The organism is Endobacter medicaginis, from assembly GCF_014192375.1.
GTDB classification, from domain to species: domain Bacteria; phylum Pseudomonadota; class Alphaproteobacteria; order Acetobacterales; family Acetobacteraceae; genus Endobacter; species Endobacter medicaginis.
Genome location: NZ_JACHXV010000002.1, coordinates 26,183 through 51,516, shown reverse-complemented (window position 1 = coordinate 51,516; position 25,334 = coordinate 26,183). Strand labels below are relative to the sequence as shown.

25 protein-coding genes are annotated in these 25,334 nt (G+C 68.7%); 8 read left to right on the top strand and 17 right to left on the bottom strand.

The genetic code is table 11. The annotated features are described in order from the left end of the window. Positions 1 to 2 precede the first annotated feature (2 nt). The 4 genes from FHR90_RS02280 to FHR90_RS02265 form a co-directional block, all read right to left on the bottom strand. A complete protein-coding gene (locus tag FHR90_RS02280; protein WP_176623707.1) occupies positions 3 to 1,739 on the bottom strand; it encodes an aldehyde dehydrogenase family protein in 1,737 nt (578 codons plus the stop codon). 4 nt (positions 1,740 to 1,743) lie between these two features. Next, positions 1,744 to 3,363 (bottom strand): long-chain fatty acid--CoA ligase, encoded by a 1,620-nt coding sequence (locus FHR90_RS02275; protein ID WP_218062020.1) that lies wholly within the window; start codon positions 3,361 to 3,363, stop codon positions 1,744 to 1,746. Between the two features lie 13 nt (positions 3,364 to 3,376). Beyond that, entirely contained in the window at positions 3,377 to 5,026 is a 1,650-nt protein-coding gene (locus tag FHR90_RS02270) for a GMC family oxidoreductase (RefSeq protein ID WP_176623709.1), read from the bottom strand. An 87-nt stretch (positions 5,027 to 5,113) separates the two neighbouring features. Next, positions 5,114 to 6,832 carry an amidohydrolase gene (locus tag FHR90_RS02265; protein WP_183274688.1) on the bottom strand — a complete coding sequence of 573 codons (1,719 nt, stop codon included), beginning with the start codon at positions 6,830 to 6,832 and terminating at the stop codon, positions 5,114 to 5,116. 184 nt (positions 6,833 to 7,016) lie between these two features. Between FHR90_RS02265 and FHR90_RS02260 the strand changes: the two genes are divergently transcribed. Continuing rightward, positions 7,017 to 7,802, top strand: coding sequence for a helix-turn-helix transcriptional regulator (locus FHR90_RS02260; protein WP_176625963.1), 786 nt, complete (start codon positions 7,017 to 7,019; stop codon positions 7,800 to 7,802). On the opposite strand, the gene FHR90_RS02255 is transcribed toward FHR90_RS02260, so the two are convergent. The 4 genes from FHR90_RS02255 to FHR90_RS02240 are packed head-to-tail and all read right to left on the bottom strand — an operon-like array spanning position 7,787 to position 11,143. Continuing rightward, positions 7,787 to 9,295 (bottom strand): carboxylesterase/lipase family protein, encoded by a 1,509-nt coding sequence (locus tag FHR90_RS02255; RefSeq protein WP_183274687.1) that lies wholly within the window; start codon positions 9,293 to 9,295, stop codon positions 7,787 to 7,789. The genes FHR90_RS02260 and FHR90_RS02255 overlap by 16 nt on opposite strands. Then, complete coding sequence (locus FHR90_RS02250) at positions 9,292 to 10,428, bottom strand: 5-(carboxyamino)imidazole ribonucleotide synthase (protein ID WP_183274686.1); 1,137 nt, start codon at positions 10,426 to 10,428, stop codon at positions 9,292 to 9,294. Before FHR90_RS02250 ends, FHR90_RS02255 begins: the two co-directional genes overlap by 4 nt. After that, the gene (purE, locus tag FHR90_RS02245; protein ID WP_176624987.1) at positions 10,425 to 10,898 is read right to left on the bottom strand and encodes a 5-(carboxyamino)imidazole ribonucleotide mutase; all 474 of its coding nucleotides are present in this window, start codon (positions 10,896 to 10,898) and stop codon (positions 10,425 to 10,427) included. Before purE ends, FHR90_RS02250 begins: the two co-directional genes overlap by 4 nt. A gap of 44 nt (positions 10,899 to 10,942) precedes the next feature. Beyond that, entirely contained in the window at positions 10,943 to 11,143 is a 201-nt protein-coding gene (locus FHR90_RS02240; protein WP_176624989.1) for a DUF465 domain-containing protein, read from the bottom strand. Positions 11,144 to 11,304: 161 nt separating this feature from the next. Between FHR90_RS02240 and FHR90_RS02235 the strand changes: the two genes are divergently transcribed. Then, on the top strand, positions 11,305 to 11,472 hold the full coding sequence (locus tag FHR90_RS02235; RefSeq protein WP_176624981.1) for a YdcH family protein: 168 nt from the start codon (positions 11,305 to 11,307) through the stop codon (positions 11,470 to 11,472). A gap of 54 nt (positions 11,473 to 11,526) precedes the next feature. On the opposite strand, the gene FHR90_RS02230 is transcribed toward FHR90_RS02235, so the two are convergent. The 4 genes from FHR90_RS02230 to FHR90_RS02215 form a co-directional block, all read right to left on the bottom strand. Continuing rightward, the gene (locus FHR90_RS02230; protein ID WP_176624983.1) at positions 11,527 to 12,105 is read right to left on the bottom strand and encodes a DUF1013 domain-containing protein; all 579 of its coding nucleotides are present in this window, start codon (positions 12,103 to 12,105) and stop codon (positions 11,527 to 11,529) included. Positions 12,106 to 12,335: 230 nt separating this feature from the next. Beyond that, positions 12,336 to 12,818: an Hsp20 family protein gene (locus FHR90_RS02225; protein ID WP_176624991.1), complete on the bottom strand. Its 483-nt coding sequence runs from the start codon at positions 12,816 to 12,818 to the stop codon at positions 12,336 to 12,338. 198 nt (positions 12,819 to 13,016) lie between these two features. Next, a complete protein-coding gene (gene rpmE, locus FHR90_RS02220; protein WP_176624985.1) occupies positions 13,017 to 13,247 on the bottom strand; it encodes a 50S ribosomal protein L31 in 231 nt (76 codons plus the stop codon). A gap of 107 nt (positions 13,248 to 13,354) precedes the next feature. Next, complete coding sequence (locus FHR90_RS02215; RefSeq protein ID WP_183274685.1) at positions 13,355 to 14,425, bottom strand: NADH:flavin oxidoreductase/NADH oxidase; 1,071 nt, start codon at positions 14,423 to 14,425, stop codon at positions 13,355 to 13,357. Between the two features lie 73 nt (positions 14,426 to 14,498). Between FHR90_RS02215 and pdxY the strand changes: the two genes are divergently transcribed. The 3 genes from pdxY (at position 14,499) to FHR90_RS02200 (ending at position 16,591) form a co-directional block, all read left to right on the top strand. Then, complete coding sequence (gene pdxY, locus FHR90_RS02210) at positions 14,499 to 15,371, top strand: pyridoxal kinase PdxY (RefSeq protein ID WP_176624613.1); 873 nt, start codon at positions 14,499 to 14,501, stop codon at positions 15,369 to 15,371. Between the two features lie 186 nt (positions 15,372 to 15,557). Next, the gene (gene mscL / locus FHR90_RS02205; protein WP_176624611.1) at positions 15,558 to 15,998 is read left to right on the top strand and encodes a large conductance mechanosensitive channel protein MscL; all 441 of its coding nucleotides are present in this window, start codon (positions 15,558 to 15,560) and stop codon (positions 15,996 to 15,998) included. 35 nt (positions 15,999 to 16,033) lie between these two features. Beyond that, complete coding sequence (locus FHR90_RS02200) at positions 16,034 to 16,591, top strand: hypothetical protein (RefSeq protein ID WP_183274684.1); 558 nt, start codon at positions 16,034 to 16,036, stop codon at positions 16,589 to 16,591. Between the two features lie 16 nt (positions 16,592 to 16,607). Here the strand turns inward: FHR90_RS02200 and secF are convergent, their stop codons facing one another. After that, positions 16,608 to 17,558 carry a protein translocase subunit SecF gene (secF, locus tag FHR90_RS02195; RefSeq protein WP_246329987.1) on the bottom strand — a complete coding sequence of 317 codons (951 nt, stop codon included), beginning with the start codon at positions 17,556 to 17,558 and terminating at the stop codon, positions 16,608 to 16,610. A gap of 10 nt (positions 17,559 to 17,568) precedes the next feature. Beyond that, a complete protein-coding gene (secD, locus tag FHR90_RS02190; protein WP_183274683.1) occupies positions 17,569 to 19,128 on the bottom strand; it encodes a protein translocase subunit SecD in 1,560 nt (519 codons plus the stop codon). A gap of 169 nt (positions 19,129 to 19,297) precedes the next feature. On the opposite strand from secD, the gene FHR90_RS02185 reads away from it, so the two are divergent. Then, positions 19,298 to 20,341 (top strand): Gfo/Idh/MocA family protein, encoded by a 1,044-nt coding sequence (locus FHR90_RS02185; protein WP_183274682.1) that lies wholly within the window; start codon positions 19,298 to 19,300, stop codon positions 20,339 to 20,341. 9 nt (positions 20,342 to 20,350) lie between these two features. On the opposite strand, the gene FHR90_RS02180 is transcribed toward FHR90_RS02185, so the two are convergent. The 3 genes from FHR90_RS02180 to FHR90_RS02170 form a co-directional block, all read right to left on the bottom strand. Then, positions 20,351 to 21,118 carry a hypothetical protein gene (locus FHR90_RS02180; RefSeq protein WP_176622271.1) on the bottom strand — a complete coding sequence of 256 codons (768 nt, stop codon included), beginning with the start codon at positions 21,116 to 21,118 and terminating at the stop codon, positions 20,351 to 20,353. Positions 21,119 to 21,213: 95 nt separating this feature from the next. Continuing rightward, positions 21,214 to 22,149, bottom strand: coding sequence for a dihydrodipicolinate synthase family protein (locus tag FHR90_RS02175; RefSeq protein ID WP_266152989.1), 936 nt, complete (start codon positions 22,147 to 22,149; stop codon positions 21,214 to 21,216). Beyond that, positions 22,107 to 22,907 carry a MauE/DoxX family redox-associated membrane protein gene (locus tag FHR90_RS02170; protein WP_246329986.1) on the bottom strand — a complete coding sequence of 267 codons (801 nt, stop codon included), beginning with the start codon at positions 22,905 to 22,907 and terminating at the stop codon, positions 22,107 to 22,109. Before FHR90_RS02170 ends, FHR90_RS02175 begins: the two co-directional genes overlap by 43 nt. Positions 22,908 to 22,977: 70 nt before the next feature. On the opposite strand from FHR90_RS02170, the gene FHR90_RS02165 reads away from it, so the two are divergent. Beyond that, entirely contained in the window at positions 22,978 to 23,373 is a 396-nt protein-coding gene (locus tag FHR90_RS02165) for a MerR family transcriptional regulator (RefSeq protein WP_246329985.1), read from the top strand. 223 nt (positions 23,374 to 23,596) lie between these two features. Continuing rightward, positions 23,597 to 25,264 (top strand): alginate export family protein, encoded by a 1,668-nt coding sequence (locus FHR90_RS02160; protein ID WP_176622267.1) that lies wholly within the window; start codon positions 23,597 to 23,599, stop codon positions 25,262 to 25,264. Positions 25,265 to 25,334 lie beyond the last annotated feature (70 nt).

Sequence of the window (25,334 nt, the reverse complement as noted above, 5' to 3'; positions counted from 1 at the left end):
CGTCAGCCGCGCAGGGCGTGCAGGAAGATGCGCGGCAGCTTCAGCAGGCTCGGGCGGTGCTGGAAGCGTGTCAGCAACCGTCCCATGTGGTGCTGGGTGCGGTGGCTGACGAACCAGGGCGGCTTCGGCAGCAGGCTCAGCTCGCCGGAGAGCAGGTTGCGCGGGAATGGCCGCCAGGGTGCGCGCACCACGCTGCGCTCCGGCCTGTCGAACAGCCAGGTATTGTGAACGACGCCGATGCCGCTGCCGACATCGTGCAACGTATGGCCCGGAAACGCGCCCCAGCTGCAGGCGGTGTTGAGAAAGGCGAGGCCCGACCAGGCATTGATCGCGATCGCGCCATAGCGCAGCCCGCCCAGCAGCTCCTCGAAGCGGCGCTGCCCGATCTGCCGCAACGTCGCCGGATGGATCAGGATGTTGGCCCCCAGCGTGCCGTGGAGCCGGGTGTTGGCATAGTCGATCGCCGCCGCGAGGAAGGCAGCGGGATCGTCCTCGCCGATCTCATGGACCGAAAGTGCGGGGCCGAACACTTCCGTCTGTGTCATCCGCCCGTGCGTCGTCGCCTGGGCGGGTGCCAGGAGACACACGCCGTCGGTGCCGAAATCGACACGCTCGATGCGCTCCGCCTCGTCGCTGAATGCTGACAGGCGTGCCGCCGCACCAGGATAATAGGCCGGCCTGCCCTGCAGGGAGGCCATCACGCGGCGCAGCCGGTCGAGCAGCGCCTCCTTCTGCGTCCACGGAGCAGAGATCACCAGCATCTGGCAGGCGACGCAGTTGAAGCCGGAATTGTGCAGCTTCTGGGTGGCGATATGCTCGGCCTGGAAGGCGAGATCGGCGCGGCTCCATGACCCCGGCACGACAATGGTCGGGCAGACCGCGCCGAGTTCCGAGGTGATGGTCTTGTCGAGTTTCGGTGTTCCGGCGGCCCTGTTGGCCACACCCTCCGCGCCCGCGCCCCACACGATCGCATCGTGCGAGGCGGCAGCACCTGTGATGTGGATCGCCGAGATCGACGGATGCGCGCACAGATACGCACCCACATCCGCCCCGCCGCGCACGATGCGCAGCGCATCGCGCACGATCAGCGGCCGCAGGGCGTTCGACAGATACTCGGTCAGGTAGTCGTTGACCGGGTTCATCTTGAGGATCACCGCACGGTGCTCGACGAACATCATGTGCAGCACGTCGAGCGGAGCGATCGCGGCGATGTTGCCCGCGCCCAGCACCAGCCCGACGCGCCCGGTCCTTCCGGCGGCGGGTGCGTCATAGGCGGAGGCGGTATGGCTGGCGAGATTGTCGCTGGTCACGCCGGGCTGCATCCAGATTTCCGCCGACACGCCCGACAGCAGCAGCCGATCCCACAGCGTGTGGGGCAGCACCCTTACAGCGAGCTGTCCGGTCGCGGTGCGACGCTTGCGCAGGCGCCGCAGAAAGCGCTTGCCGTCCAGATTGGACAGAGTCTCGATCAGCCCGTTGCAGGCGGAGATCAGCGCGTACGGCCCCGACAGCCATTCCTCGCCGGCCAGCGGCGATCCGGCCGGCAGCAGCTTTCGTCGCGCGGCGATCCCGACCCAGCCATCGGCGACGGCCGCAGTGCGATCGCGGATCTCGTCGAGAATCGCGATGCGTTCGGCGGTCGTGGTGTGCGCCCAGGATGTGGCGGCGGCGGACACCACCGCCACATCCGCATCGAGGGCGTCGGCGTCGAAACAGTCGATCCGGTTGATCTGGTTCATCGTCTCAGACCTTTTCCATCAGCACGTCGCCGTAGCGTTCGCGCAGGACGTTCTTCATGACCTTGCCGGTGGCGCCCAGCGGCAGGCTGTCGACAAAGACCACCCGGTCGGGGATCTGCCAGTTGGCGACCTTGTCGCGGTAGTGATCGCGGATCTCGCTCTCGTCCGGCGTACTGCCGGGGGATGCGACCGCGATGAGCACCGGGCGCTCGTCCCATTTCGGATGCCGCACGCCGATCGCGGCGGCATGGTGGATGGAAGGGTGCGCGACGGCGATGTTCTCGAGCTCGACGGTGGAGATCCATTCGCCACCCGACTTGATGATGTCCTTGGCGCGGTCGCGGATCACCATGTATCCATCGGCATCGAGGGTGGCGATGTCGCCGGTCGCGAACCACCCGTCCGGCGTCAGCGCGCTCTCCTGCGCGCCATCATACCGTGCGACGATCCAGTGGCCACGGACCTGCAACTCGCCCTGCGTTGCGCCGTCGGCGGGCAATGTGCGGCCCGTCTCGTCGACGATGCGAAGCTCGACGCCCCAGGGCGGGCGCCCCTGTCCCTCGCGCAGCGCATCTCGTTCGTCGACAGACAGGGTCAGATGCTTCTGCAACGGCCGGTTGACCGTGCCGAGCGGCGAGGTCTCGGTCATGCCCCAGGCATGGATCAGTTCGATCCCGTAGCGCTCGCGAAACAGCCGCGCCATCGAGGGTGGCAGGGCGGAACCGCCGACGATGGTGCGCCGCATCGACGCAGCCTTCGAGCCCGTCGCTTCCAGCGCGCCGAGCAGACCGAGCCAGATGGTCGGCACGCCGAGCGAGACCGTGACCTGCTCGTCATCGATCAGCCGCACCAGGCTTGCCCCGTCGAGCTTCGGGCCGGGCAGCACCAGCTTCGCCCCGGCAAGGGCGGCGATGTATGGTGCGCCCCAGGCATTGACGTGGAACATCGGCACCACCGGCAGCACCGTATCGCGCGCGGCGATGCCGATTCCGTCGGGCTGGTTGCCGCCCAGAGCATGCAGGACGGTGGAGCGATGCGTGTAGCCGACGCCCTTCGGCCGCCCGGTGGTGCCGGACGTATAGCACAGCGATGCCTCGTCGGTCTCGTCCACCTCCGGCCAGGGCCTGTCCGGATCGCCCATGGCGAGCAGTTCGTCGTAGAACAGCAGGCCGTCGACGGCGAGGGCGGCCTCATCGTCGCGTGGCCCCATCAGCACGAAATGCCGCACCGGATTGTCGCGTGCCCGGATTGCGCCGATCAGCGGCAGGAAGGTGCGGTCGAAGAACAGTACCTCATCGCGCGCCTGGCCGAGGATGAAGCACAGATGCTCCGGCGTCAGCCGCGGGTTGATCGTATGGATCACCCGCCCGCCGCCCGGACAGGCGAAATACAGTTCCAGATGGCGACGATTGTTCCAGGCAATCGTCGCGCAGCGTGCGCCGCGAGCGATGCCGAGCCGGTCGAGCGCGCCCGACAGCCGGCGCGCATCGGCCGCCACCTTGCCCCAGGTGCTGCGCGAGACGGAGCCGTCGCTCTCCACCGAGACGATCGAGGTTCCGGCATGATATCGTCCGGCATGTTCGATCAGCGAGGTGATCGTTAGCGCGCTGGTCATCATCGTCATGGCTGCGTGCTCCTCACTCTGCCGCCATCGCGTGCCGCATCGCACCCGCCCGGATGAAATCCGCGCCGCGTTCGGCAATCATGATGGTGGGAGCGTTGGTGTTGCCGCCGATCAGCGTCGGCATCACCGACGCATCGATCACCCGTAGCCCATCGATGCCATGCACGCGGAGCTGCGGATCGACCACCGCGAGCGGATCATGCCCCATCCGGCAGGTGCCGACAGGGTGATAGATGGTGTCAGCGCGGGCGCGGATGTGATGTTCCCACTCGGCATCGGTCATGTCGTCATGAACGCCGAACAGCTCGCGCCCGACATAGGGACGCATCGCCGGTGCCTGCATGATGCGCCGCACCAGCTTCGCGCCGCGGATCAGGGTCGCGAGATCGCGCGGGTCCGACAGATAGGCCGGGTCGATGCCAGGGGCGGCAAATGGATTCGCACTTTCGAGAAAGACCTCTCCCCGCCCATGTGGGCGCAGCGTGCAGACATGGCACGAATACCCGTGCCCCATATGCAGCTTGCGGGCATGGTCATCGACGATCGAGATCACGAAATGAAGCTGAACGTCCGGCAGGGCGAGTTCCGGCAGGGTCTTGAGGAATGCTGCCCCTTCCGCAAAGGGGGTGGCGATCATCCCTGTTCCGTCACGGCGCCATTTCAGCACTTCAGCCAGCAGCTTCAACCCGGCGGCGGCGCCGATGCCGAAATTGTCGTGATCCTTCGTTGTCCAGGCCTGGATGAAATCGAGATGGTCCTGGAGATTGCGTCCCACGCCTGGCAGGTCGACCACCGGGCGAATCCCATGGCGGCGCAGTTCGTCGGCCGGCCCGATTCCCGACAGCATCAGCAACTGCGGTGAATTGAACGCACCGCCCGAGACGATCACCTCACGACGCGCCCGCACCCGCCGGTCGCGTCGTGCGTGGCGCAACGCCACGCCAGTCGCGCGGCCGTCTTCGATCTCGATGCGCGTCGCATGTGCCCGGGTCAACACCGTCAGATTCGGTCGGCCGGCCCGGATCGGTTCGAGATAGGCGGCTGCCGCCGAGCAGCGTTCGCCGCGATGCGCGCGGTCATGGAACTGGGTAACCTGATACAGCCCCACCCCCTCGTTATCGCCGGCATTGAAATCGGCGACCTCGCGGTGCTGGCACTCGCGCGCCGCGGCGACGAAGGCGCGCGAGATGGGTCTCGGCGAGGCCTGGTCCGAGACCTGGAGCGGGCCATCGCCACCGTGGACCTCATCCGCGCCGTGCTGGTTGTTCTCCGAGCGGCGGAAATACGGCAGGCACTCCTCCCACGACCAGCCCTCGCAGCCTAGCTCCGCCCACCCGTCGTAATCGGCGCGGTGACCGCGGATGTAGAGCATCGCGTTGATCGCACTCGACCCACCCAGACAGCGGCCGCGCGGCTGGTAGCCGCGCCGGCCATTGAGCCCGGGTTGCGGCGTGGTGCGATACGCCCAGTTCGAGATATGGCCATAGCCCGGCAGGATCCCGACCACGCCGGCCGGGGCGCGGATCAGCAGATGGTCGCCGTTCCCGCCGGCCTCCAGCAGGCAGACGCTGGTCGTCGGATCCTCGCTCAGACGCGCGGCGAGGGTCGCTCCCGCCGAGCCGCCGCCGACGATGACGTAGTCGAACACGTCCTGAGAGGACATGACTGAGGTTTCCTTCCCATGGCTGCGGCTGTTTCGCCGCTTGACCGCGAGTAAGGGCCGTTTCTGGACGAGTGTCCAGAATCTTCGTCACCGCCCGGACGTCGGCAACGCATGCGCATCCCAGACAATGGCTCCGCCGACCACGGTCAGCAGCGCATGCGTGTCCGGTAATGCGGAGACCGGCACCACGAGGACGTCGCGGTCCAGCACCGTGAGGTCGGCCAGCCGTCCGGCGATGAGGCGGCCCCTGTCACCCTCGGTGAACTCCGCGAAGGCCGAGCCGGCGGTGTAGGCGAGCAGCGCCTGCGTGCGGCTGATCGCCTCGTCGGGCCGGTTGGCATCGCTGACCGCGCCGGCGATGCTCAGCCACGGGTTGAGCGGCCCGTCCGATCCCAGCGCCAGAGGCATGCCCGCGGTCAGCGCCGAGCGCAGCGGCTCCGCCCGCGCGGCGCGCATCCGTACCAGCAGCCCCGGCAGCAGACCGCGATCGATCGCGCCGATATCGAGATGCGTGCCCTGCTGCGACAGCACAACGCCCATGGCGCGGGCGCGCCGAAGCAGGGCAGGGGTCAGACCGTCGCCATGCTCCATGCGCAGCCGCCGCCCGCGCCAGACCGCCGCCCCGCCAGTGCGTGCCATCGCGTCGAGCAGTTCGGCGGCGGCCGGCGTACCATAGACATGGAACTGCAGCTGCTCGTCCCGTCGCAGCCCGTCGCGCAGCATCGCCTCGACGACCGCCGGCGGAAACAGCGCCGGCAACGCGGCCAGATCATGCGGGCTGCCCGGGCCCCTGGCGGCCGCCGTCTGCGCCAGGCCCGTCCCGCGCGGCGTCAGCGTGCCTTCGAACGTCACCCCGTCGAGCAGCCATTTGGTGCCATTGACCGACACCAGCCTCGATGGATGCGGACCCACATCGCGGTTCTGGTCGAAATCCGGCCCCGTGGGCGTGGTGCAGTTCATCCGCGTCAGCCGGATGCGGATCGGGCTCGGCATCTGCGCCAGCAGCCGCGCTTGGCGCGCGACCGAACCGCAGGCCGGCATGTCCTGGATGGTCGTCAGTCCCCAGCGGGCGCCAGCCTCGATCTGGTGGCGCAGCCCGGCCAGCGCGTCCGCGTCCGAGGTGAGGTCGGCGAGGCGCCCGGCGACCTGACCAAGCGCATATTCGCGAACCACCCCGTTCAGCCGCCCGCCCGCATCGCGCTCGAACCGGCCGCCGGCCGGGTCGGCGATGTCCTCGCCGATGCCGAGCCGGCGCAGGGCGGCGGAATTGAGGATCGCCGCATGCCCGTCGAAGCTGCCCAGCAGCACCGGATGGTCTGGCCACAGCCGGTCGAGTGCGGTGCGGTCCACCGCACGGTCGGCGAACAGCGTGGTGCCGAACGTTGCCATCAGCCAGGCCCCTCTCGCGGCACCTGCCTCCGCGCGACGCAGCGCCGCCGACAGCCCGGTCCAGTCCGGATCAGGGCTGCCGGGATCGGCGACGACCTCGTCCGCCGGCTCGATCGACAGATGCGCATGCGCGTCATTGAGCCCAGGGATCACCCTGCGGCCGCCGAGATCGATGCGCCGGGTGGTGCTGCCGGCCAGGGCGAGGATCGTCGCATCGTCGCCCACCGCCACGATCCGTTCGCCCTCGATCGCGATCGCCTGCGCCTCGGGCCGTGCCGGATCGGCGGTGAAAACCCGGCCGTCGAACAGCACCAGCGAAGGCTCGGCCATTGCCTGCACCCCACAGCCGCCGCTCAGACAGGCGACGAGCAGCACACAGCAATACCGTGCGGACAGTCGGCGGCGGGCGGGTCGCATGGGGCCATTTTCTCCGGCGTTGCGTCGTGCTGCTTTAAGCCGACCACTCGACCCGTGTATTTCGGATTCCTGCCTTTTTTGCTGGAGCCGCACCATCGAAACGCCCGCGCCCGCCCTGTTCCGCAAGGTGCCGGCCGTCCTGGCGCACTGCATCCGGCAACGGGCCGAGTGGTCTCTCTGCGCGATGGAGCATTCCCGGATCGGGGCGATCGCCTTCGATGCACCCGCGGCACCGTTTCACCACCTCGCCCTGCCGCTCGAGCCGGTGCGACTGCGCTTCGGGCTGAGGGTGGACGGCAGGCAGGAGTTCGGCCGCAACGCCCCGTTCATGCTGACCGCGATCACCGCCGGCACCGGCGGCCTGACCAGCTGGGACGGTGCTTACGAATCCGCCTGTTTCTATTTCTCCGACGCCTCGCTCGGCGCTGCTCTCGGCCGCGACGACATCGACGGTGCCAGGCTGCTGCGCACCCGCGCCGAGCTGCATGCGCCCGAACTCACCGTCCTGCTGCACGCGCTGCATGCCGATGCAGCGGCCGGGCAGCCGCATGGCCGGCTGGTGGGCGATTCGGTGTTCGTCGCACTGGCTGGCCGGCTTGCCCCTGAGATCCGGCGTGCAGGCATGCGGGTCCGCGGCGAGGCCGGGCGCGTCGCGCGGGCGCTGCAGTTCATCCACGCCCATCTGACGGACGTGCTCGATCTTGCCGCCATCGCCGATGCGTCGGCCACCAGCCCGTTTCATCTCGCGAGGCTGTTTCGCGCCGCGCTCGGCTGCTCGATCTGGCAATACGTGCTGCGCGAGCGGGCGCGGCTGGCCGTGTTCCTGATGCGCGACCCGGCGCAAGGGCTCGCCAGCATTGCGCAGACGGCCGGATTCGACACCTATGCCGGGTTCATCGATGCGGTGCGCCGCGAATATGGCGAATCACCTGGCCGGCTGCGACGTGCCTTGTGTCAGGGGGTCGCGTAGAGCGCGTCGATCAGGTCGAGCGCCCGGCCGTGATCGTCCTGTTGCATCTTCGCGTGATCGGCGATGCGCAGCAGCGCCGTCGCACCGTGCCCGGTGCGCGCCCAGGTGCCGAGGCCGCGCCGGTTCGGATCGCCGGTGGCCGCGAAGCGCACCCAGGCGGACATCATCTGTGCCGAGACCCGGCGATCCACGGGCCCGGGTGGCGGCTCGCCGGTATAGCCGGGCAGGTCGAGCGTGCCGAACACATAGCGCAGCTCGTCGGAATGCATCGGTGCGCGCCCGCCCTGGGGCAGCGCGAACAGATACCGCCAGACCGGCTGGCGGTCTGCGGCCAGCGTGCGTGCGGTGCTCCGGATGCCGTCGCCGAACAGTCCGTCGGCGACCAGATCGCGACCGGAGGTGGCCGGATCGGCCGGCGGGTAGATCCGCAGTGCGCGCGGCGTGAGCGACCCGAAGACCGTGCGCAGCCGTGCGACATAGGCTGCGCGATCGAGCGACTTCCAGTCGGCTGCGAACATCGAGCCTTCGTCGAGATTGCCGCCGATGATCGCCGGGACCGGGTTGGCGAGCGCCTTGCGTGGCTGGACGGGCAGCATCCACCCGTCGACCACCGGACCGGGATAGGGGGCGGGGGCCATCGGCGGGGCGGGCGGCAGCACCTTGAGGTTCAGCGCCAGCAGCTTGTCGGCCGGCAGGGCGCGCAGTTCCGTCAGCGTGCCGAGCCGCGCGCCGGTGGCTTCGGCCGCCTTCAGCGTCGGCAGCGGGAAGCCCGCCGCCGGGCTCTCCGCGATGGCGCGCGCGAACAGCCCTCGGGCCATCGGGCTCGCCAGCAGGGCGACCACGGCGCTGCCGCCGGCGGACTCGCCGAAGATCGTCACTCGCGCAGGGTCGCCGCCGAAGGCGGCGATATTGTCGCGCACCCAGGCGAGGGCGGCGATCTGGTCGAGGATGCCGTAATTGCCCGAGACATGGTCGGGCGACGTGGCCGACAGCTCCGGATGGGCGAGGAAGCCGAGGACGCCGAGCCGGTAGTTGAACGACACCAGCACCACCCCCTTCGCGGCAAGGGCGGCGCCGTCATAGAGCGGGTCGGAGCTGAAGCCGCCTACGAAGGCGCCGCCATGGATGAACACCATCACCGGCAGCGTCACGCCCGGTGCATGCGGCGGGGTCCAGACATTGAGGAACAGGCAGTCTTCGGATTGCGGCTGCGTGAGCGGTGCGTCGCCGAACGGCACCTGCGGGCAGATCGCGCCGAACTGCGTCGCATCGCGCGGTCGTTGCCAGGGTGTGGGCGGCTTTGGCGGCGCCCAGCGCAGCGCTCCCACCGGCGCCGCCGCATACGGAATGCCGCGATAGACAGAGACCGTGGTGCTGCCCGTGGTCTCGGAACCGCCGCTGACGGGACCGGCGGTGGTCGTCACGGTCGCGGCGTGCGCGGCCGCGGTGAGCGTGAGTGCGGTCAGCGCCAGGGCGCGTGCCCAGCCCTTCATGTCGACCCTCCCAATGGCCCGAGCGCGTGCGCGATGCCAGCCGGGCCGGGCAGGGCGCCGCGCGGAAACAGCACGTTGACATGGCCGAGCTTGCGCCCCGGCCGCGCCTCCGCCTTGCCATAGTGATGCGCGATCAGCCCGTCGGTGGCGATGATCTCGGGCCAGCCCGCCATCGCCTCCGGCCCGACGAGGTTCTTCATCACCGCATCCGAATGTCGCCGCGCCGCCGGCAGGGGCAGGCCGGCCACTGCTCGGACATGCATCTCGAACTGGCTTGCCGGACATGCATCCATCGTCCAATGCCCGGAATTGTGCGGTCGCGGCGCGATCTCGTTGACCAGCAGCGTGCCGTCGGCGGCGAGGAACATCTCCACCCCCAGCAGACCGACCAACTCCAGCGCCCCGGCGATCCGGCAGGCCAGCGCCTGTGCCGACGCGGCGATGGCGGGCGCGACCGGGGCGGGGGCGAGGGTGAGATCGAGGATATGGTGCGTATGGATGTTCTGCACCGTGTCGAACACGGCGAGGCTGCCATCGACTCCGCGCGCCACCATCACGCTGAGCTCGCAGGCGAAATCGACCACCGCCTCGGCGACCAGCGGCTTCGGTTCGAGGGCTGCGAACGCGGCGCGCGCCTCGTCGGGGCTGCCAACCCGGCGCTGGCCGCGCCCGTCATAGCCGAGCCGGGTGGTCTTGAGGATCGCCGCCCCGCCGAGCGCGGCCAGCGCCGTCTCCGCCTCGTCGGCGCTGGTGACCGCGCGATAGGGAGCCACCGGCACGCCGGCACCGGTCAGGAACGCCTTCTCCGCCAGCCGGTCCTGGCTGAGTCGCAGGATCTCTCCCGAGGGCCGCACCGGGCGCAGCGAGGCCAGCAGGTCCAACCCCGCGACGGAGACGTTCTCGAATTCGAAAGTCACCACGTCGACCTCGGACGCGAACGCGCGCAGGGCCGCCGGATCGTCATAGCCGCCGATGGTGAGGCCGGCGGCAACCTGGGCGGCCGGTCCGTCGGGCTCCTGGGTCAGGATATGCGCGCGATAGCCCAGCCGTGCCGCTGCGATCGCCGACATCCGCCCGAGCTGGCCACCACCGACGATACCGATCACCGCGCCGGGCGGCAGTGCGGCGTTCATGCGGGTTCTGCCGGCTCCACGGGTGCGACGGCCACCGCTTCGGTCTGCCGTGCCCGCCAGGCATCCAGACGTGAGGCGAGGCCTGCATCGTGCAGGGCGAGGATCGCCGCCGCCAGCAGTGCCGCATTCACCGCGCCAGCGCGCCCGATCGCCAGCGTGCCGACGGGGATGCCGGCCGGCATCTGCACGATCGACAGCAGGCTGTCCTGCCCGCGCAGCGCATGGCTCTCCACCGGCACGCCAAGCACCGGCAGCGGCGTCCAGGCCGCGCACATGCCCGGCAGATGCGCCGCGCCTCCCGCTCCGGCGATGATCGCCTGCAATCCGCGCTCGCGGGCGGTCTTCGCATATTCGGCGAGACGATCAGGCGTGCGATGCGCCGACACGATTCGTGCCTCATGGGCGACATCGAGGGCCGACAACGTTTCGGCGGCATGGCGCATTGTCGCCCAGTCCGACTGGCTGCCCATGATGATGCCGACCAGCGGCGAGGGGTGGTCGCTCACGCGCCCGGTCACGCGATGGAATCCGGGATCAGCCGGCTCTCGATGCGCGCGATCTCGTCCTTGAGCAGCAGCTTGCGCTTCTTGAGCCGCTGGAGCTGGAGCTGGTCGACGGTCGCATCGACCAGCCGGCTGATCACCGTGTCGAGGTCCCGGTGCTCGCTGCGCAGCTCGTGCAGGTGACGCAGCATCGTGTCGCGATCGTTGAGCATGGAATCCGCCATAGCATGCGCCGCCGCCGCCGTCATTCCCGCCCCAGACGGATCGCGGTGTGACATTACAAAGTCTTTGGCGTGACGGATTTGTGTGGCGCGCGCGCGCGATCCGGGTCTAGCGTCAGAAGCCCAACCGGACGACGGAAGGAGCCTTGAACATGAGCCTGCAATCCAGGATCGACACGCTCAAATCCCGACACGCCAGCCTCGACGACCGCATCCGCGACGAGGATCACCGACCGCTTCCCGACAGCGGCGTTCTCGCCAGCCTCAAGCTTCAGAAACTGCGCCTCAAGGAGGAGATGGAGCGGCTCCAGCACCACTGACGGCGCCGCTCTGCAAAGCGGGGGCCGGGGGCATCGCTCCCGGCCCTTCTCATGTCAGACGGTCTCGGTTTCTTCCGGGGCCGGGGCGACCGGCACCTGCTGGCCGTCACGGATCAGCCGCTCGTTGGCGGCATTGACCATCGCATTGAGGTCGGTCTGGCTGCACAGGCCCAGGATCACCGGGTCGCGCGGCTTGATGTTCGCACTGTTCCAGTGCTGGCGGTCGCGCACCTTCTGGATGGTGTCCTTGGTGGTGCCGAGCAGCTTGACGATCTGTGCCTCGCCGAGCTGCGGGAAGTTGCGCAACACATAGGCGATCGCGTCCGGACGGTCGTTGCGCTTCGCAACCGGGGTATAGCGCGCGCCGCGGCCCTTCTTGGGGGCCGGATGCGCCTGCGGCAGGATCTTCAGCCGCGCCGCCGGATCGGCCTCGCAGCGGGTGATTTCCTCGGCCGTCACCTGGTGATTGGCCACCGGGTCATAACCGACGATTCCCTGCGCGACCTCGCCATCGGCGATGGCCTGCACCTCGAGCGGGTGCATGCCGCAGAATTCGGCGATCTGGGTGAAGGTGAGGGCCGTCTTCTCGATCAGCCATACGGCCGTCGCCTTCGGCATCAGGGGCAGGGTCATCGTCTCTTATCCCTCATCGGGGGATCTCACGACACGACCGGGCGGCGAACCCCGGGCCCGGGCCGCGCCGGCAGATCCGTGTCGCGTGCGGTATCCGGCAAGGATACCAGTAGGACCGGCATATGGGGCGGCAGCGGGGCAGGGGTCAAGCGCTCCGGGCGCGAAGCGGGCATGAAAAAAGGGGACCGGCCGTGGCCGGTCCCCTCCAGTTACATTCGGCAATCCGCCGTTCAGGCAGCGCTGCGCTCGTTGCCGGCCTCGATGGTCGCGACCGGAGCCCGGGCGGCATTGTCCTGAAGCGCGCCGATCTCGATGCGACGCGGCTTCAGCGCCTCGGGCACGATCCGCTTCAGGCCGATATTGAGCAGGCCGTTGGCCAGATCGGCGCCGTCGACGACGATATGGTCGGCCAGCGCGAAGCGGCGCTCGAAGGCGCGACCGGCGATGCCGCGATACAGCAGCTCGCCACGACCATCCTCGTCCTGCACGCGGCCGGTGACGATCAGCGTGCCCTCGCGCACGGTGATGTCGAGATCCTCGGGCGCGAAGCCGGCCACCGCCATCGAGATGCGATAGCTGTCATCGGCGGTCTTCTCGATATTGTAGGGCGGATAGCCGGTGCTGCCGGCATTCTGTGCTGCGGTGTCGACCAGACGCGCGAGGCGGTCGAAGCCGATCGCGGTACGGAACAGGGGAGCGAAATCGTAGGTCATGAAGAAAACCTCCTCGAAGGCAAGGTCATCGTGTGGTTCCGCCGAGCGGCCGGAACCGGTGGTGATCTCGAAGCCCCGTGCGGGCACCTCGATGAAGCAAAGATTGGAAGGCGCAGCCGGGCTGTCAAGAGAGACAGAAAAAGGGCGCCTCCCGGCCGGGAGGCGCCCTTTTTTCGTCCTGCCGCGAGGGGCTGGAACTCAGCCCTTGGCGCGGGTGCCGATGCCGGCGAAGCGCTTGTTGAACTTCGCCACCTGGCCACCCGTATCGAGCATGCGCTGCACGCCGGTCCAGGCGGGGTGCGATTTCGGGTCGATGTCGAGGCGCAGCGTGTCGCCTGCCTTGCCGTAGCAGGAGCGCGTCACATAGGTGGTGCCGTCGGTCATGACGATGTTGATGTCGTGGTAATCGGGGTGGATGCCCGGCTTCATGGCGTGATCCTCGGAGCTGCATGGCCCCGATGCCGACCGGGACGCTGAGTAAGACGCGGGCCTATAGCGCAGCCCGGCCGGAAAATGCAACCGCGCTCACATCATCCCTACGACAGGTGGGCCCTGAGGTATTGCGGCGGCAGGTTCACCTTCGCGCCGAGCGCCTTCGCCGCGCGCAGCGGCCAGGCCGGGTCGGCCAGCAGCGCGCGGGCCAGCAGCACCAGATCTGCCTGGCTCGAATCGATGATGGCCTGCGCCTGCTGCGGGTCGTCGATCATCCCGACCGCACCGGTCGCAAGCCCGCTGCCGCGCCGCACCGCTTCAGCGAACGGCACCTGATAGCCCGGCCCGGTGGCGATCTTCGCATCCGGCACCAGCCCGCCGGACGAGCAGTCGATCAGATCGACATCTCCCCGCGCCGCCAGACGCCGAGCGAGTGCGACCGTGTCGTCGATCGTGAGACCGCCTTCCGCCCAGTCCGAGGCGGAGACGCGTACGAACAGCGGAAGCTCGGCCGGCCACTCGGCGCGTACCGCATCGATGACCCTCATCAGCAGCGTTCCCCGTCGTTCCGCATCGCCACCCCAGGAATCGTCACGGGTATTGGTCAGCGGCGAGAGGAATTCGTGCAGCAGATAGCCATGCGCCGCATGCACCTCCACGATCTGGAACCCCGCCCGGCGTGCCCGCGCCGCGGCTTCGCCGAAGCGCGCGATGACGGTCTCGATCGCCGCATCGTCGAGTGCCGCGGGCGCGCGCTCGTCCGGCTGGAACGGCACCGCGGTCGGCCCGACCGTCGGCCAACCGCCCTCCGCGAGCCCGAGCTGCGCGCCGCCCTCCCAGGGTCGCGCACAGCTCGCCTTGCGTCCGGCATGGGCGATCTGGATGGCCGGCACCGCCCCGCTTTGAGTGATGATCCCGGCCAGCCGGGCGGCAAACGCCGTCTGCGCATCGTTCCAGAGCCCCAGGCAGCCCGGCGTGATGCGCGCGTCGGGCGAGACATGCGTGGCCTCGACGCAGACGATGCCGGCGCCACCCGCCGCCTTCGCACCGAGATTCTGTATGTGCCAGTCATTGCCGAGCCCGTCGACGGCGCTGTACTGGCACATCGGCGAGACGGCGATACGGTTGCGCGCAGTGACCGAGCGCAACACGATCGGGCTGAACAGGCTCGACATCCATCAATTCTCTATTGCTGAGGGGGAGCCAAGCCATGTGGGCCGGGCAGAGGCAGATTTCGAGGCGTCGGGGATGAATATCCTCTCGATCCAGTCCTGGGTGGCCTATGGCCATGTGGGTAACGCGGCGGCGGTCTTTCCGCTGCAGTCGCTCGGCCACGAGGTATGGGCCATCCATACCGTGCAGTTCTCCAACCACACCGGCTATGGCGCGTGGACCGGTATGGTCACGCCGCCCGACACCATCGCCGGTCTGGTGGACGGCATGGCGGCGCGCGGCGCGCTTGCCGGGGTGGGGGCGGTGTTGTCGGGCTATGTCGGCGATCCGGCCACGGGGGACGCGATCCTGGGCGCGGTGCGCCGGGTGCGGGATGCGCGCCAGGATGCGCTGTGGTGTTGCGATCCGGTGATCGGCGATGTCGGGCGCGGCGTTTTCGTGCGTCCCGGCGTGGCCGAATTCTTCGCCAATCAGGCGGTAAAGCAGGCCGACATCCTCACCCCGAACCTTTTCGAGCTCGGCAGGCTGACCGGCGCCCCCGACATCACGACCGAGGTGCGGGCGCTGGCGGCGGCGGAAGCACTCGCCGCGCGCATGCGCCCCGCCGGCCCGCGCATCGTCGCGGTCACGAGTCTCGATCTCGACGACACGCCCGCCGATGCGCTCGACCTGCTGGTGCTGCACGGTGACCACCGTACCCGGCTCCGCACCCGCCGGCTCGACGTACAGGTCAACGGGGCGGGCGACCTGATTGCCGCCCTGTTCCTGCATCATGTCTGCGCTGGTGCCGATGCCGCCACCGCCCTGCGCCGCGCTGCCTCTTCGGTCTGGTCGGTGCTGGAGGCGACCCGTCCCGACCCCGTCACCGACCGGGGCGAGCTGGCGCTGATCGCCGCGCGCGACGCGATCGCGAACCCGACGGTGGAGATCCTCGCCTGGCAGGTGTGATCGACGTCCGCCCCCCATTGCCTGATGGCTTCGCCCGCGTATCATCTTTGACAAGTTTTCTATTTCTGTGAGAAGGGATTTTGCAGGGGCAGGAATACCCGCTCGCTGGAGCCATCTGTTTCAGAACAGCCGGCCTGCAATACAAACACTCACCATCATCCCGCGACCCATCAACGGAGAGACTTCATGGTTGCAATCCCCAAGTCGAGCTTCATCAGCGACTTCAAGGCGTTCATCACCCGCGGCAACGTGGTCGATCTGGCGGTCGGTATCATCATCGGTGCTGCGTTCACCGCGATCGTCAACAGCCTGGTGAAGGATCTGATCAGCCCGTTCATCGGGCTTGCCACCGGCGGCATCGACTTCTCGAACATGTTCGTCACGCTCAAGGGTCCGGTGATGCCGAGCCTCGCCGAGGCGCAGAAGGCTGGGGCCGTCACCTTCAACTACGGCAGCTTCCTCAACTCGGTGATCCAGTTCCTCATCGTCAGCTTCGTGATCTTCGTGCTGGTGCGCGTCCTCACCAAGCTGCGCGTGCGTCAGGACGCCGCTCCCGCCGCGCCGAGCACGACCGACGTACTGCTGACCGAGATCCGCGACCTGCTCGCAACCGGCCGCGCCTCGTAAGCGCGCCCGGCGTTCCTGACCATTGGCCGGGCCGGATGGGGGCAGCCCCATCCGGCCCGATCGCGTTTGAGGGCCGCCACCGCATCGGCATCAAGGATGATGGCCGAAGGCTGCGCCATCCGGCCCGCAATCCGGCAAGGTGGGATTTCACCCGCCCGGTGTTTGCGTTAGCCTCCATCCCGATGCGCCGATCCGCCCAAGCCTTCTCCCCGCACCGGCGCAGGCAAGCTGCCAGCGTATTGGCCCTGCTAAGCGGTCTGATGTGCCTGTCGGGCTGCGCGCCGACCAGCCGTCTGTCCGCGCCGCCGCCGCCCGCGGCCGTGGCGGGCGACCGCTACGCCATCGCGCACGGCATGGCGCTCGCCTTCATGACCTCCGGGCGGGCCACCGGCATGGACCTGCTCCAGGTCATCCATCTCGATCGCGCGGCCCTGCTGTCTCTGGCTCAGGGCAACACGTCGCCCGCACCCGCAGAGGCTTTGATCGATTACGTCACCCGGCGCGAGATCGATGGCCAGCCGGCGCCCTCGACCGTGCCGCCGGAATTCCTGCGCCACCCGCCGCTTCCTGCCGCCCCCGCACCGCGCACGTGAACGGTGCGGCGCGGTCTCAGCGCACCTTCGGCGGCTGGGCGGCGCGCTTGAGCCGGCCTTCGCCCATCAGCAGCAGCAGCGGCGCGGCGATGAAGATCGAGCTCGACGTGCCGACCACGATGCCGAACAGCATCACCCAGGCAAAGCCCGACAGGCTCTCGCCGCCGAACAGTGCCAGCGGCAGGGCGGCGAGGAACACCGTGGTGGAGGTGCCGAGCGTGCGGTTCAGCGTTTCGTTGATCGACAGGTCGATCAGCTCGCGCAGCGGCATCGAGCGGTATTTGCGCAGGTTCTCGCGCACCCGGTCGTAGACCACCACCTTGTCGTTGGTCGAATAGCCCAGGATGGTCAGGATCGCGGCGACCATCACCAGGTCGAACTCGAACCGCGTGATCACCAGGAACCCGACCGTCTTGGTCAGGTCCAGCACCAGCGTGATCACCGCCGAGAGCGCGAACTCCCATTCGAAGCGGAACCAGATATAGGCGAGGATCATCAGCAGGCTGATGCCCAGTGCGAGCAGCCCGTTGCGGAACAGCTCCGCCGACACCGACGGGCCCACTGCATCGATGCGCAGGATCGTCGAGCCGGGCTGGGCGGTCTCGATGGCCGACTTCACCTTTGCCTGCTGCGCCTGGGTGGCGGCTTCCGAGCCGGCCGGGTCGAGCCGGATCAGCACGTCGTCGGCTGCCCCGAAGCGCTGGATGCCTGCCGCCTGCACGCCGGCCGCGGCAAGTGCGGTGCGCAGCTTCGCGGTGTCGGCCGGCCCGGCGGTGCGGGCCTCGACCGTGACACCGCCCGAGAAATCCAGCCCCAGCTTCAGACCGGGATGGAGGAACAGCACCACCGAGGCGATCGAGAGCGCCGCCGAGGTCGCGAGCCCGGCGAAGCGGCCCTTCATGAAGCCGATGCGCGTGTCGTCGCGAACGAAGCGCAGGACGGGGCGGAAAGCGGGAATGACGGCCATGAAATGCCCCTCAGACCGGAAGCGTCTTCGGACGCTTCGCGGCATACCAGCCGACCATCAGCATCTTCGAGACGAACAGGGTGGTGAACAGGGTGGTGACGATGCCGATGGTGATGGTGAGCGCGAAGCCCTTCACCGGCCCGGAGCCGAACACGAACAGCATCACATGCGCCAGCAGCGCGGTGGCGTTCGAGTCGATGATCGTGCCGGTGGCGCGCTCGAACCCGGCCTGCATCGCCGCCAGCGCGGTGCGCCCGCGCTTCACCTCCTCGCGGATGCGCTCGTTGATGAGGATGTTGGCATCCACCGCCATCCCCAGCGTCAGCAGCATGCCGGCCATGCCGGGCAGGGTCAGCGTCGCCTCGAACAGCGACAGGATGCCCAGCATCAGCACCAGGTTGAGCACCAGGGCGAAATCTGCATACAGGCCGAACAGCCCGTAGAACAGCACCATGAACACCATCACCAGCACCAGCCCGACGCCCAGGCTGATCGCGCCGGCGCGGATGGAATCCGCCCCCAGCTCGGGGCCGATGCTGCGCTGTTCGATCACGGCCAGCGGTGCGGGCAGGGCGCCGGCGCGCAGCAGCAGCGCGAGATCGGTTGCCGACTGCGCGGTGAAACTGCCGGTGATCTGCCCCGAGCCGGACGGGATCACGCCCTGGATCACCGGGGCCGAGATCACCTTGTTGTCGAGCACGATGGCGAAGCGCTTGCCCAGATTGGCCCGGGTGACATCGGCGAATTCACGCGCCCCGGCATTGTCGAAGGTGAAGTTGACGGCCCATTGCCCGGTCTGACCGTCCTGGCCGGCCTGGGCGTTGGTCAGATCGCCGCCATCGACATCGACATGGTCGCGCACCGGCAGCTTCTCGTTCGGATTGTCCTGCATCGGCAGCAGCGTCACGCCGGGCGGCGGCGGCGCGTTGGGGCTTGCATTCGGGTCGAGCAGCCTGAACGTCATCTTCGCCGTGGTGCCGAGCAGCGCCTTCACCCGCTCCGGATCGGAAATCCCCGGCAGGTTGACGACGATGCGGTCCGGACCCGAGACGCTGATCTGCGGATCGACCGCGCCGGTGGCGTCGATGCGCCGGCGCACGATCTCCACCGACTGGCTCAGCGCCTCATGCGCGCGCGCCTTCATCGCCTCGCCCGACAGCGTCACCGCGATCGACCCGTCGGGCCGCGCGGCGGCATCGAACTCGCCCGGCACCGCGCGCGGCATCTTTGCGATCGCGGCGAGATCGGGCGTGCTTTCCTCCGGGCTGCGCGGCGTGAACGTCACCGCATGCGCCGCCGAATCGGCGGTCAGATTGCGATAGCCCAGGCCGGCCGCGAGCAGGCTGGCGCGCACATTGTCGGTCAGCGTCGCCAGGCGGTCGCGTTCGAGGGCGGCGAGATCGACCTGCAGCAGCAGATACGACCCGCCGCGCAGGTCGAGGCCGAGATGGATCTGCCGCCACGGCGTCGACGGGGTCGGCTGGCGGACGAAGTTCGGAATGCACAGCAGCAGGCCGAGCAGGCAGGTCCCCCAGATCAGGGCCTTCTTCAGCGGCGTGAAACTCATCATCGGCGGGGCATCTGTGCGCTATGGGTCCGGGGAGCGAATTGGCGCGGGAACATGCAGCCCAACCCGGCCCGATGCAATGGCCGCCCGGCGGCGGGGGCGCTCTTGGCGCGACTTGGTCGGGAGCCTATGCGTTTATGCCGCACTTCACCGCCCGAAGGGGACCGTCCTGATGCTCGGCATCGGCCGCAAGACCAGCACTTCCAATACCCCTGCCGGGGATGGCCGGACCCTGCGCGTCGGCGTGATCGGGGCGGGGCATTTCGGTCGCTTCCACACGCTGAAGGTGGCGGCGAGCCCGCGCGCGACGCTGTGCGGCCTCGCCGACCCCGACACGACCCGCGCGGCCGGTGTCGCCGCCGAGGCGGCGAGGCTGGGCAGCAGTGCGGTTCCGGTGCTCGATGCCGACGCGCTGATCGCCGCGTCGGAGGCGGTCATCGTCGCCGCTCCCGCCGCCGCCCATTTCGAGCTTGCCGCCCGCGCCCTGTCGGCCGGGCGGCATGTGCTGGTCGAAAAGCCGATCGCCGCCACGCTGGAGGAGGCCGACGCGCTCGCCGACATCGCCTCGCGGTCGGGATGCGTGCTCCAGGTGGGCCATCTGCTGCGCTATTCGGCCGAGCATGCCGCGATCAGCGCGCGCATGCGCCGGCCGCTCTATATCGAGGCCACCCGGATCGCGCCCTTCAAGCCGCGCGGCACCGATGTGTCGGTGATCCTCGACCTGATGATCCATGATCTCGATCTGGTGCTGGCCATCGTCGATTCCCCCATCGAGATGGTCGATGCGATCGGCGCGGCCGTCACCTCGCCGCACGAGGACATCGCCAATGCCCGGGTGCGCTTCGCCAATGGCTGTGTGGCCACCATCACCGCCAGCCGGATCTCGCTCAAGACCGAGCGCCGCATGCGGCTGTTCTCGGAAGAGGGCTATCTGTCGGCCGATTTCGGTGCCCGCGAACTGACCATGATCGGCCGCGACGCCGGCATCCCGCTGCCCGGCACGGGCGGCTTCCGCCGCGAGGTGGTGAGCTGGCAGGACCACGACACGCTCGCTGCCGAACACGACGCTTTCTACGCCGCCTGCCTCGACGGCGCGCCGGTGGTGGTCGACGCGCTGGCCGGCCGCCGTGCGCTTGAGGCGGCGCTGGCCGTCACCGACGGGATCGAGGCCGCGCGCCGGCGGATGGAGCTGTCGGGGCTGATCGGCACGGCGTGAGCCGCCGGCTCAGGTGCAGGTGATGGTCACCGTGTTGCTCCACAGCGTACCGGTGTGATCGACGTTCGATGGCACGTGGCGCCCGTCCTCGGCAGAAAAGAACAGCGTCCCGGGCGCCTTGCACAGCCCGTGGAAGGTGACGTTCAGCCCGCCGCCCGCATCCGCGCGGATTGGCTGGCCGCCGATCGTGGTGATCAGCACGAACGGCAGCGTGTTGTCGGTCACCCGCACGCCGACCGGCGCGCCGGGCAGGAAGCCATGCCCGGAAATGATGATCGTATTGCCCGGCTGGCCCGCCGCACTGATCGTGATCGGCGAGGGGCTCGCCGCGGCCGGCGTCAGACGGATCGTGGAGGCGCCGGCCGGCGGGGTGGTGGCGCAGGCGATGTTGGAGACATTGCCCGACACACAGCCCTGCGTGCCGCCCTGGGTACGGGCGCGCATCGAGAAGCAGTAGCGTGTCGCCGGCGCGAAGCCGGGTTCGTTCAGGCTCGTGCGCAGGTTGTAGCTGACATGGAACGGCCCGGTGCCGGTCATGTCGCGGCCGATCGGGCGGTTGTTGCCATCGCGGATGTAGATGTCGAACCACATCAGCGGCTCCTCGATCTTCTTGCCGGTGGCGTTGCGCCAGCTCCAGCCGATGGCGTTCGGACTCACCGTGTCGATGGTCAGGTGATCGGGCGTGCCGGGGCGGTTGTGGCAGCTTGCCCACGCCTGCGGTGCCCCGCTCAGTGTCGCCGTCATCAACAGGGCGGCAAGGGGCAGTGGGTACGTCATCGATCATCCTCCCATCGCGCGCCACCCAAACGGGCGGCCGCCATGGTTCATGATCGTCGCGAGGATGGTTCTATTCCCGTCGGAGCGAGGCTGCCTCAACCCTCCAGATGGGTCTCGGCCACGCGGGCCACCTCCCGCGCCACCTCGCCGGCCAGCGGCAGCACCGGACGCGGCGGTGCGGCGCCGGGAATGCCGCGCCTCGCCGCCAGCGTATGCATCACCCGGTAGCTGCCATGGGCACGAAACAGCGCCCAGACCGGCTCCAGCCGCTTCGACAGCGCAGACAGCGCCGTCTCGTCGGCCGCAGACGCCGCAGTCGTCAGTTCGAGACAGAGACGCGGGTAGAGCCCGGCGAGTACGCTGTACCAGGCATCGCCCCCGGCGCGCAGGGCTGCGGCGGCGTGCCAGTCGACGCTGAACCCGACCGAGAACCCCGCCGGCACCACGCCGCGCAGCGCCGCGAGCGCGCCCGCCGCCTGATCCTGTGGTGGCGCGGGGCTCTTGACCGCCACCACGCCATCGATCCTCGCCAGATGCGACAGCACCTCCGGTGTCACGGCGAACTGCGTGTTGCGCGGATTGTCATACACGCAGAGCGGCAGGCCGACCCGGGCGACATCCTCGAACAGCCCGACCACCTCGCGCGCCGTCAGCGGCGCATAGGAGACCGGTGCGAGCAGGCCGAACGCCGCCCCCGCCGCCAGCGCATCCTGCGTCATCCCGACCGCCGCCGTTGTAGCCGTCGCGCCGACGCCGACCATCAACTTCACCCGGCCGGCGAGACATTCGGCCGCCGCCGCGACCGCGCGCCTTCGCTGCGCGCGGCTGAAATACGGGTACGAACCGGTGCTGCCGAGCAATCCGACTGCGTCCACCCCGGCTGCGACCAGCGGTTCGAGCAGGTGCGAGAGCGCATCGGTGTCGACGATCCCGTCCTGCGATGGCGTGATCGGAAAGGCGATCAGCCCGCCGGGCCGAGCCGGCGTCATCAGCCCGGGATCGCCGGCCAGACCAGCCGTGCCGCCATCCACAGCGCCATGCCGACCATGAACAGGTTCTCGGTCAGCGACACGAAGCCGAGCGGCACGTTCGCACCCCCGCCGACGCAGGCGCATTTGAGCTGCCGCCGGTCGATATAGACCGCCTTGAACACCGAGACCGCGCCGATGCCGCCGATCAGCAGCGCAAGCGGGATCGACACCATGGGCAGGATTCCGGCTGCCATCAGCACGCCCGCCGCGGCTTCGGCGAACGGGTAGATATAGGCATACGGCACCCAGGCCCGGGCGAGCAGGTCATAGTTGAGGAACATCGTCGAGAATGTCTCGACATTCTGCAATTTCAGGATCGCCAGGATGCACATCGAGAACGAGATGAACCAGGCCAGCGCCGTCGCGGTCAGCGGCGTGCCGAACGCCTGCCAGCTCGTCGCCATCCCCATCAGCGCAGCGACCACGAAGACCGCGATCACCGGCCGGTAGGTGGTAGCCTTCGGGTCGCGCGCGATACCGAAATGCTGGCGCATGTCGGAATACCCGCCGATGCGCTCTCCCCCGATGAACACCTGCGGCGTGGTCGAGACGCCCAGGCGCGCCTTGAGCGCATCCACCTCCTCGCGCGTGCGCAGCAGATGGTCCTCGATGTCGTAACCGCGACGGCGCAACAGGAACCGCGCCTTCTGCCCCGACGGACACAGATGGTCCGGCAGCGCCATGCGATAGAGGATCGCGCGACGGGGTCGGCCATCGGCAGCCATCGGCGCGGGCGGATCGAGAGGCAGACTGTCCATGATGCGGCCCTCCTTGCTGTTGCGCCACAACGCACCAATCTAGCATCCGTACCGCGGTACGGAGTCAATGATGTCGAGCACAGTCCCTGCCATGACCATTTCCGAACTCGCCCGTGCCGGCGGCGTCGGGGTCGAGACCGTCCGCTACTATCATCGTCGCGCCCTGCTCGAGCGTCCACGCGGGGAGGGGATCCACCGGTATGGCGCGGCCGATCTCGCGCGCCTGCGCTTCATCCGCGGTGCCCGGGGGGCCGGATTCAGCCTCGACGAGATTGCCGGGCTGATTGCGCTCGATGCGACGGACGACCGGGCGCGCGCCCATGCCATCGCCCGTGAACGGATCGCCGCTCTCGATGCGCAGATCGCGATCCTCACCGCCGCGCGCGACGCGCTGTCGCGCCTGGCCGACGAATGTCACCGCGGCGCCGCCGGACCGTGCCCGATCCTCACGGCCTTCGAGAACTGATCTGCGGGTTGCGCAGTTTTCTGAGCCCGAGATGGCATTTTCGTTTTGACTTCATACCGTGCAGACCTGTATCGGAACCGTCATATGACCGATCTGCGTCAAGGCCGGTGCAGATGACTGTCGCCCGCAAGGGCTGAGCCACCACGGATGGATCAATGGCGATCCGTCAGCCGCATGGGCGGCGGTGACATGTATCCACGTCACCTCGAAAGACCGTAACCTGATGAAAAGCATCGCTTGCAACAGCAATGTTGCGAAATCCGACCTGCTGCGCACGTCACGGAGGCTGCTGGCCGCCCTGTGGATCCCGGCTTGTGCGGCGACCGCTCATGCGGACCCCGCGCCTGGGATCGAACAACTCGGCGTGAAGCCGGTCGCCGCCACCCGTGCCGTGCTGCCGAAAACGCCGCCCGCTCCGGCACGCACGCCACACACCACCGATTATGGCGTCTTCAACGCCGGCAAGGGTGCTGCCTCCGGCTTCGGCATGGTGGGCCCCTACGGCCAGGCGCGCTGGGTCGAGAACTGGAGCGACATCGTCAACACCCCGCCCGAACGTCTGCGCAATGACTGGTTCAACCGCCTCAAGCATATCCCGCTCACCCGCGACGGCTGGATGTGGCTGACGCTGAGCGGCGAGGAGCGGCTGCGCTACATCTTCGAGAACCAGCCGCTGATGGGCACCGTCGCCGGCAAGACCGACGCCTCGCGCGTCCTGCTGCGCAGCCAGTATGGCGCCGACCTGCATCTCGGCCAGCACGTGCACGCCTATGCCGAGCTGCTCAACGGCGTTGCCGGCGGGTCGAACTATTACGGCTACAATACCGGCATCCAGCGCCAGCGGCTCGACCTCCAGCAGGGCATTCTCGAAGTGAGCGGCCATCTGCTCGGCGCGCGGATGGGTGCGATCGGCGGCCGGCAGGTGTTCCTCGACGCACCGGTCTCGATGCAGTCCGCCCGCGACCTGCCCAACGTGCAGCAGACCTGGGACGGCTTCCGTGGCTATGCGCTGTGGCACGACACGCGCATCGACCTGTTCGACTTCATGCAGACCAACAAGCAGCCGATCGGCATCTTCTCCGACGGCACCAATTTCGCCGCCCGCATGTATGGCGCCTACAGCTCCACCGCGCTGCCGGCGTTCTCGTTTCTCGGTGTGAAAAGCCGCATGTTCGCCGACGTGTTCTTTCTCGGCTACCTGCTCAACGGCACCCCGGCGGCGATCCCGACCGCGCGCGTCGGCGGCACCCAGGCCGGCTCGACGCGTCGCGACTCCGTCGGCGCCCGCCTGTGGGGCAATACCGGCCCGATCAACCTCAGCCTGACCGGCATCTTTCAGGGCGGCGAGTTCCGTCCGGCGCGCAACCTCACCCCCGTGCGTGACGTACGCGCCTATGCGATCAACGGCTTCGTGGCCTGGGCGCCGCCCACCGCGCCGGCGAAGCTTTCGGTCGGCCTGCAGGCAGACCTGTTCTCCGGCGGCTCCTACAAGAGCACCGACGGCGCCGTCGGCACCTTCGCCACGCCGTATTTTCCGCTGCCCTACTACAACGATGTCACCCTACAGCTCACCTCGCAGAACCTCGTCGGCGCGGGGCCCCTTGTCGAGGCGACGCCGCTGCCCAACCTCAAGCTGCGCCTGCACGTGCCGTTCTTCTGGCGCGAGAGCACCAACGATGCGGTCTACGCGACCTCCAAGATCTACACCTGGCGCAACGGCCTGTCCGGCGGCTACATCGGCACCATCCCGCAGGCGCAGGTGGCGTGGAACTTCGCCCCGCATCTGACCTGGACCCACGACATCGCCGGTTTCGCCGCCTCCGACGCGATGGAGCGCGCAGGTGCGAAGGGCGGCGTGTTCTACATGCAGACGCTCGAGTTCAAGTTCTGACCCGGAATGTCTGGGCCGGCAGGCAGCTGCCGGTTTTCCAGCCCGGCGACGCGTTCGGGGTGTTCGTCGG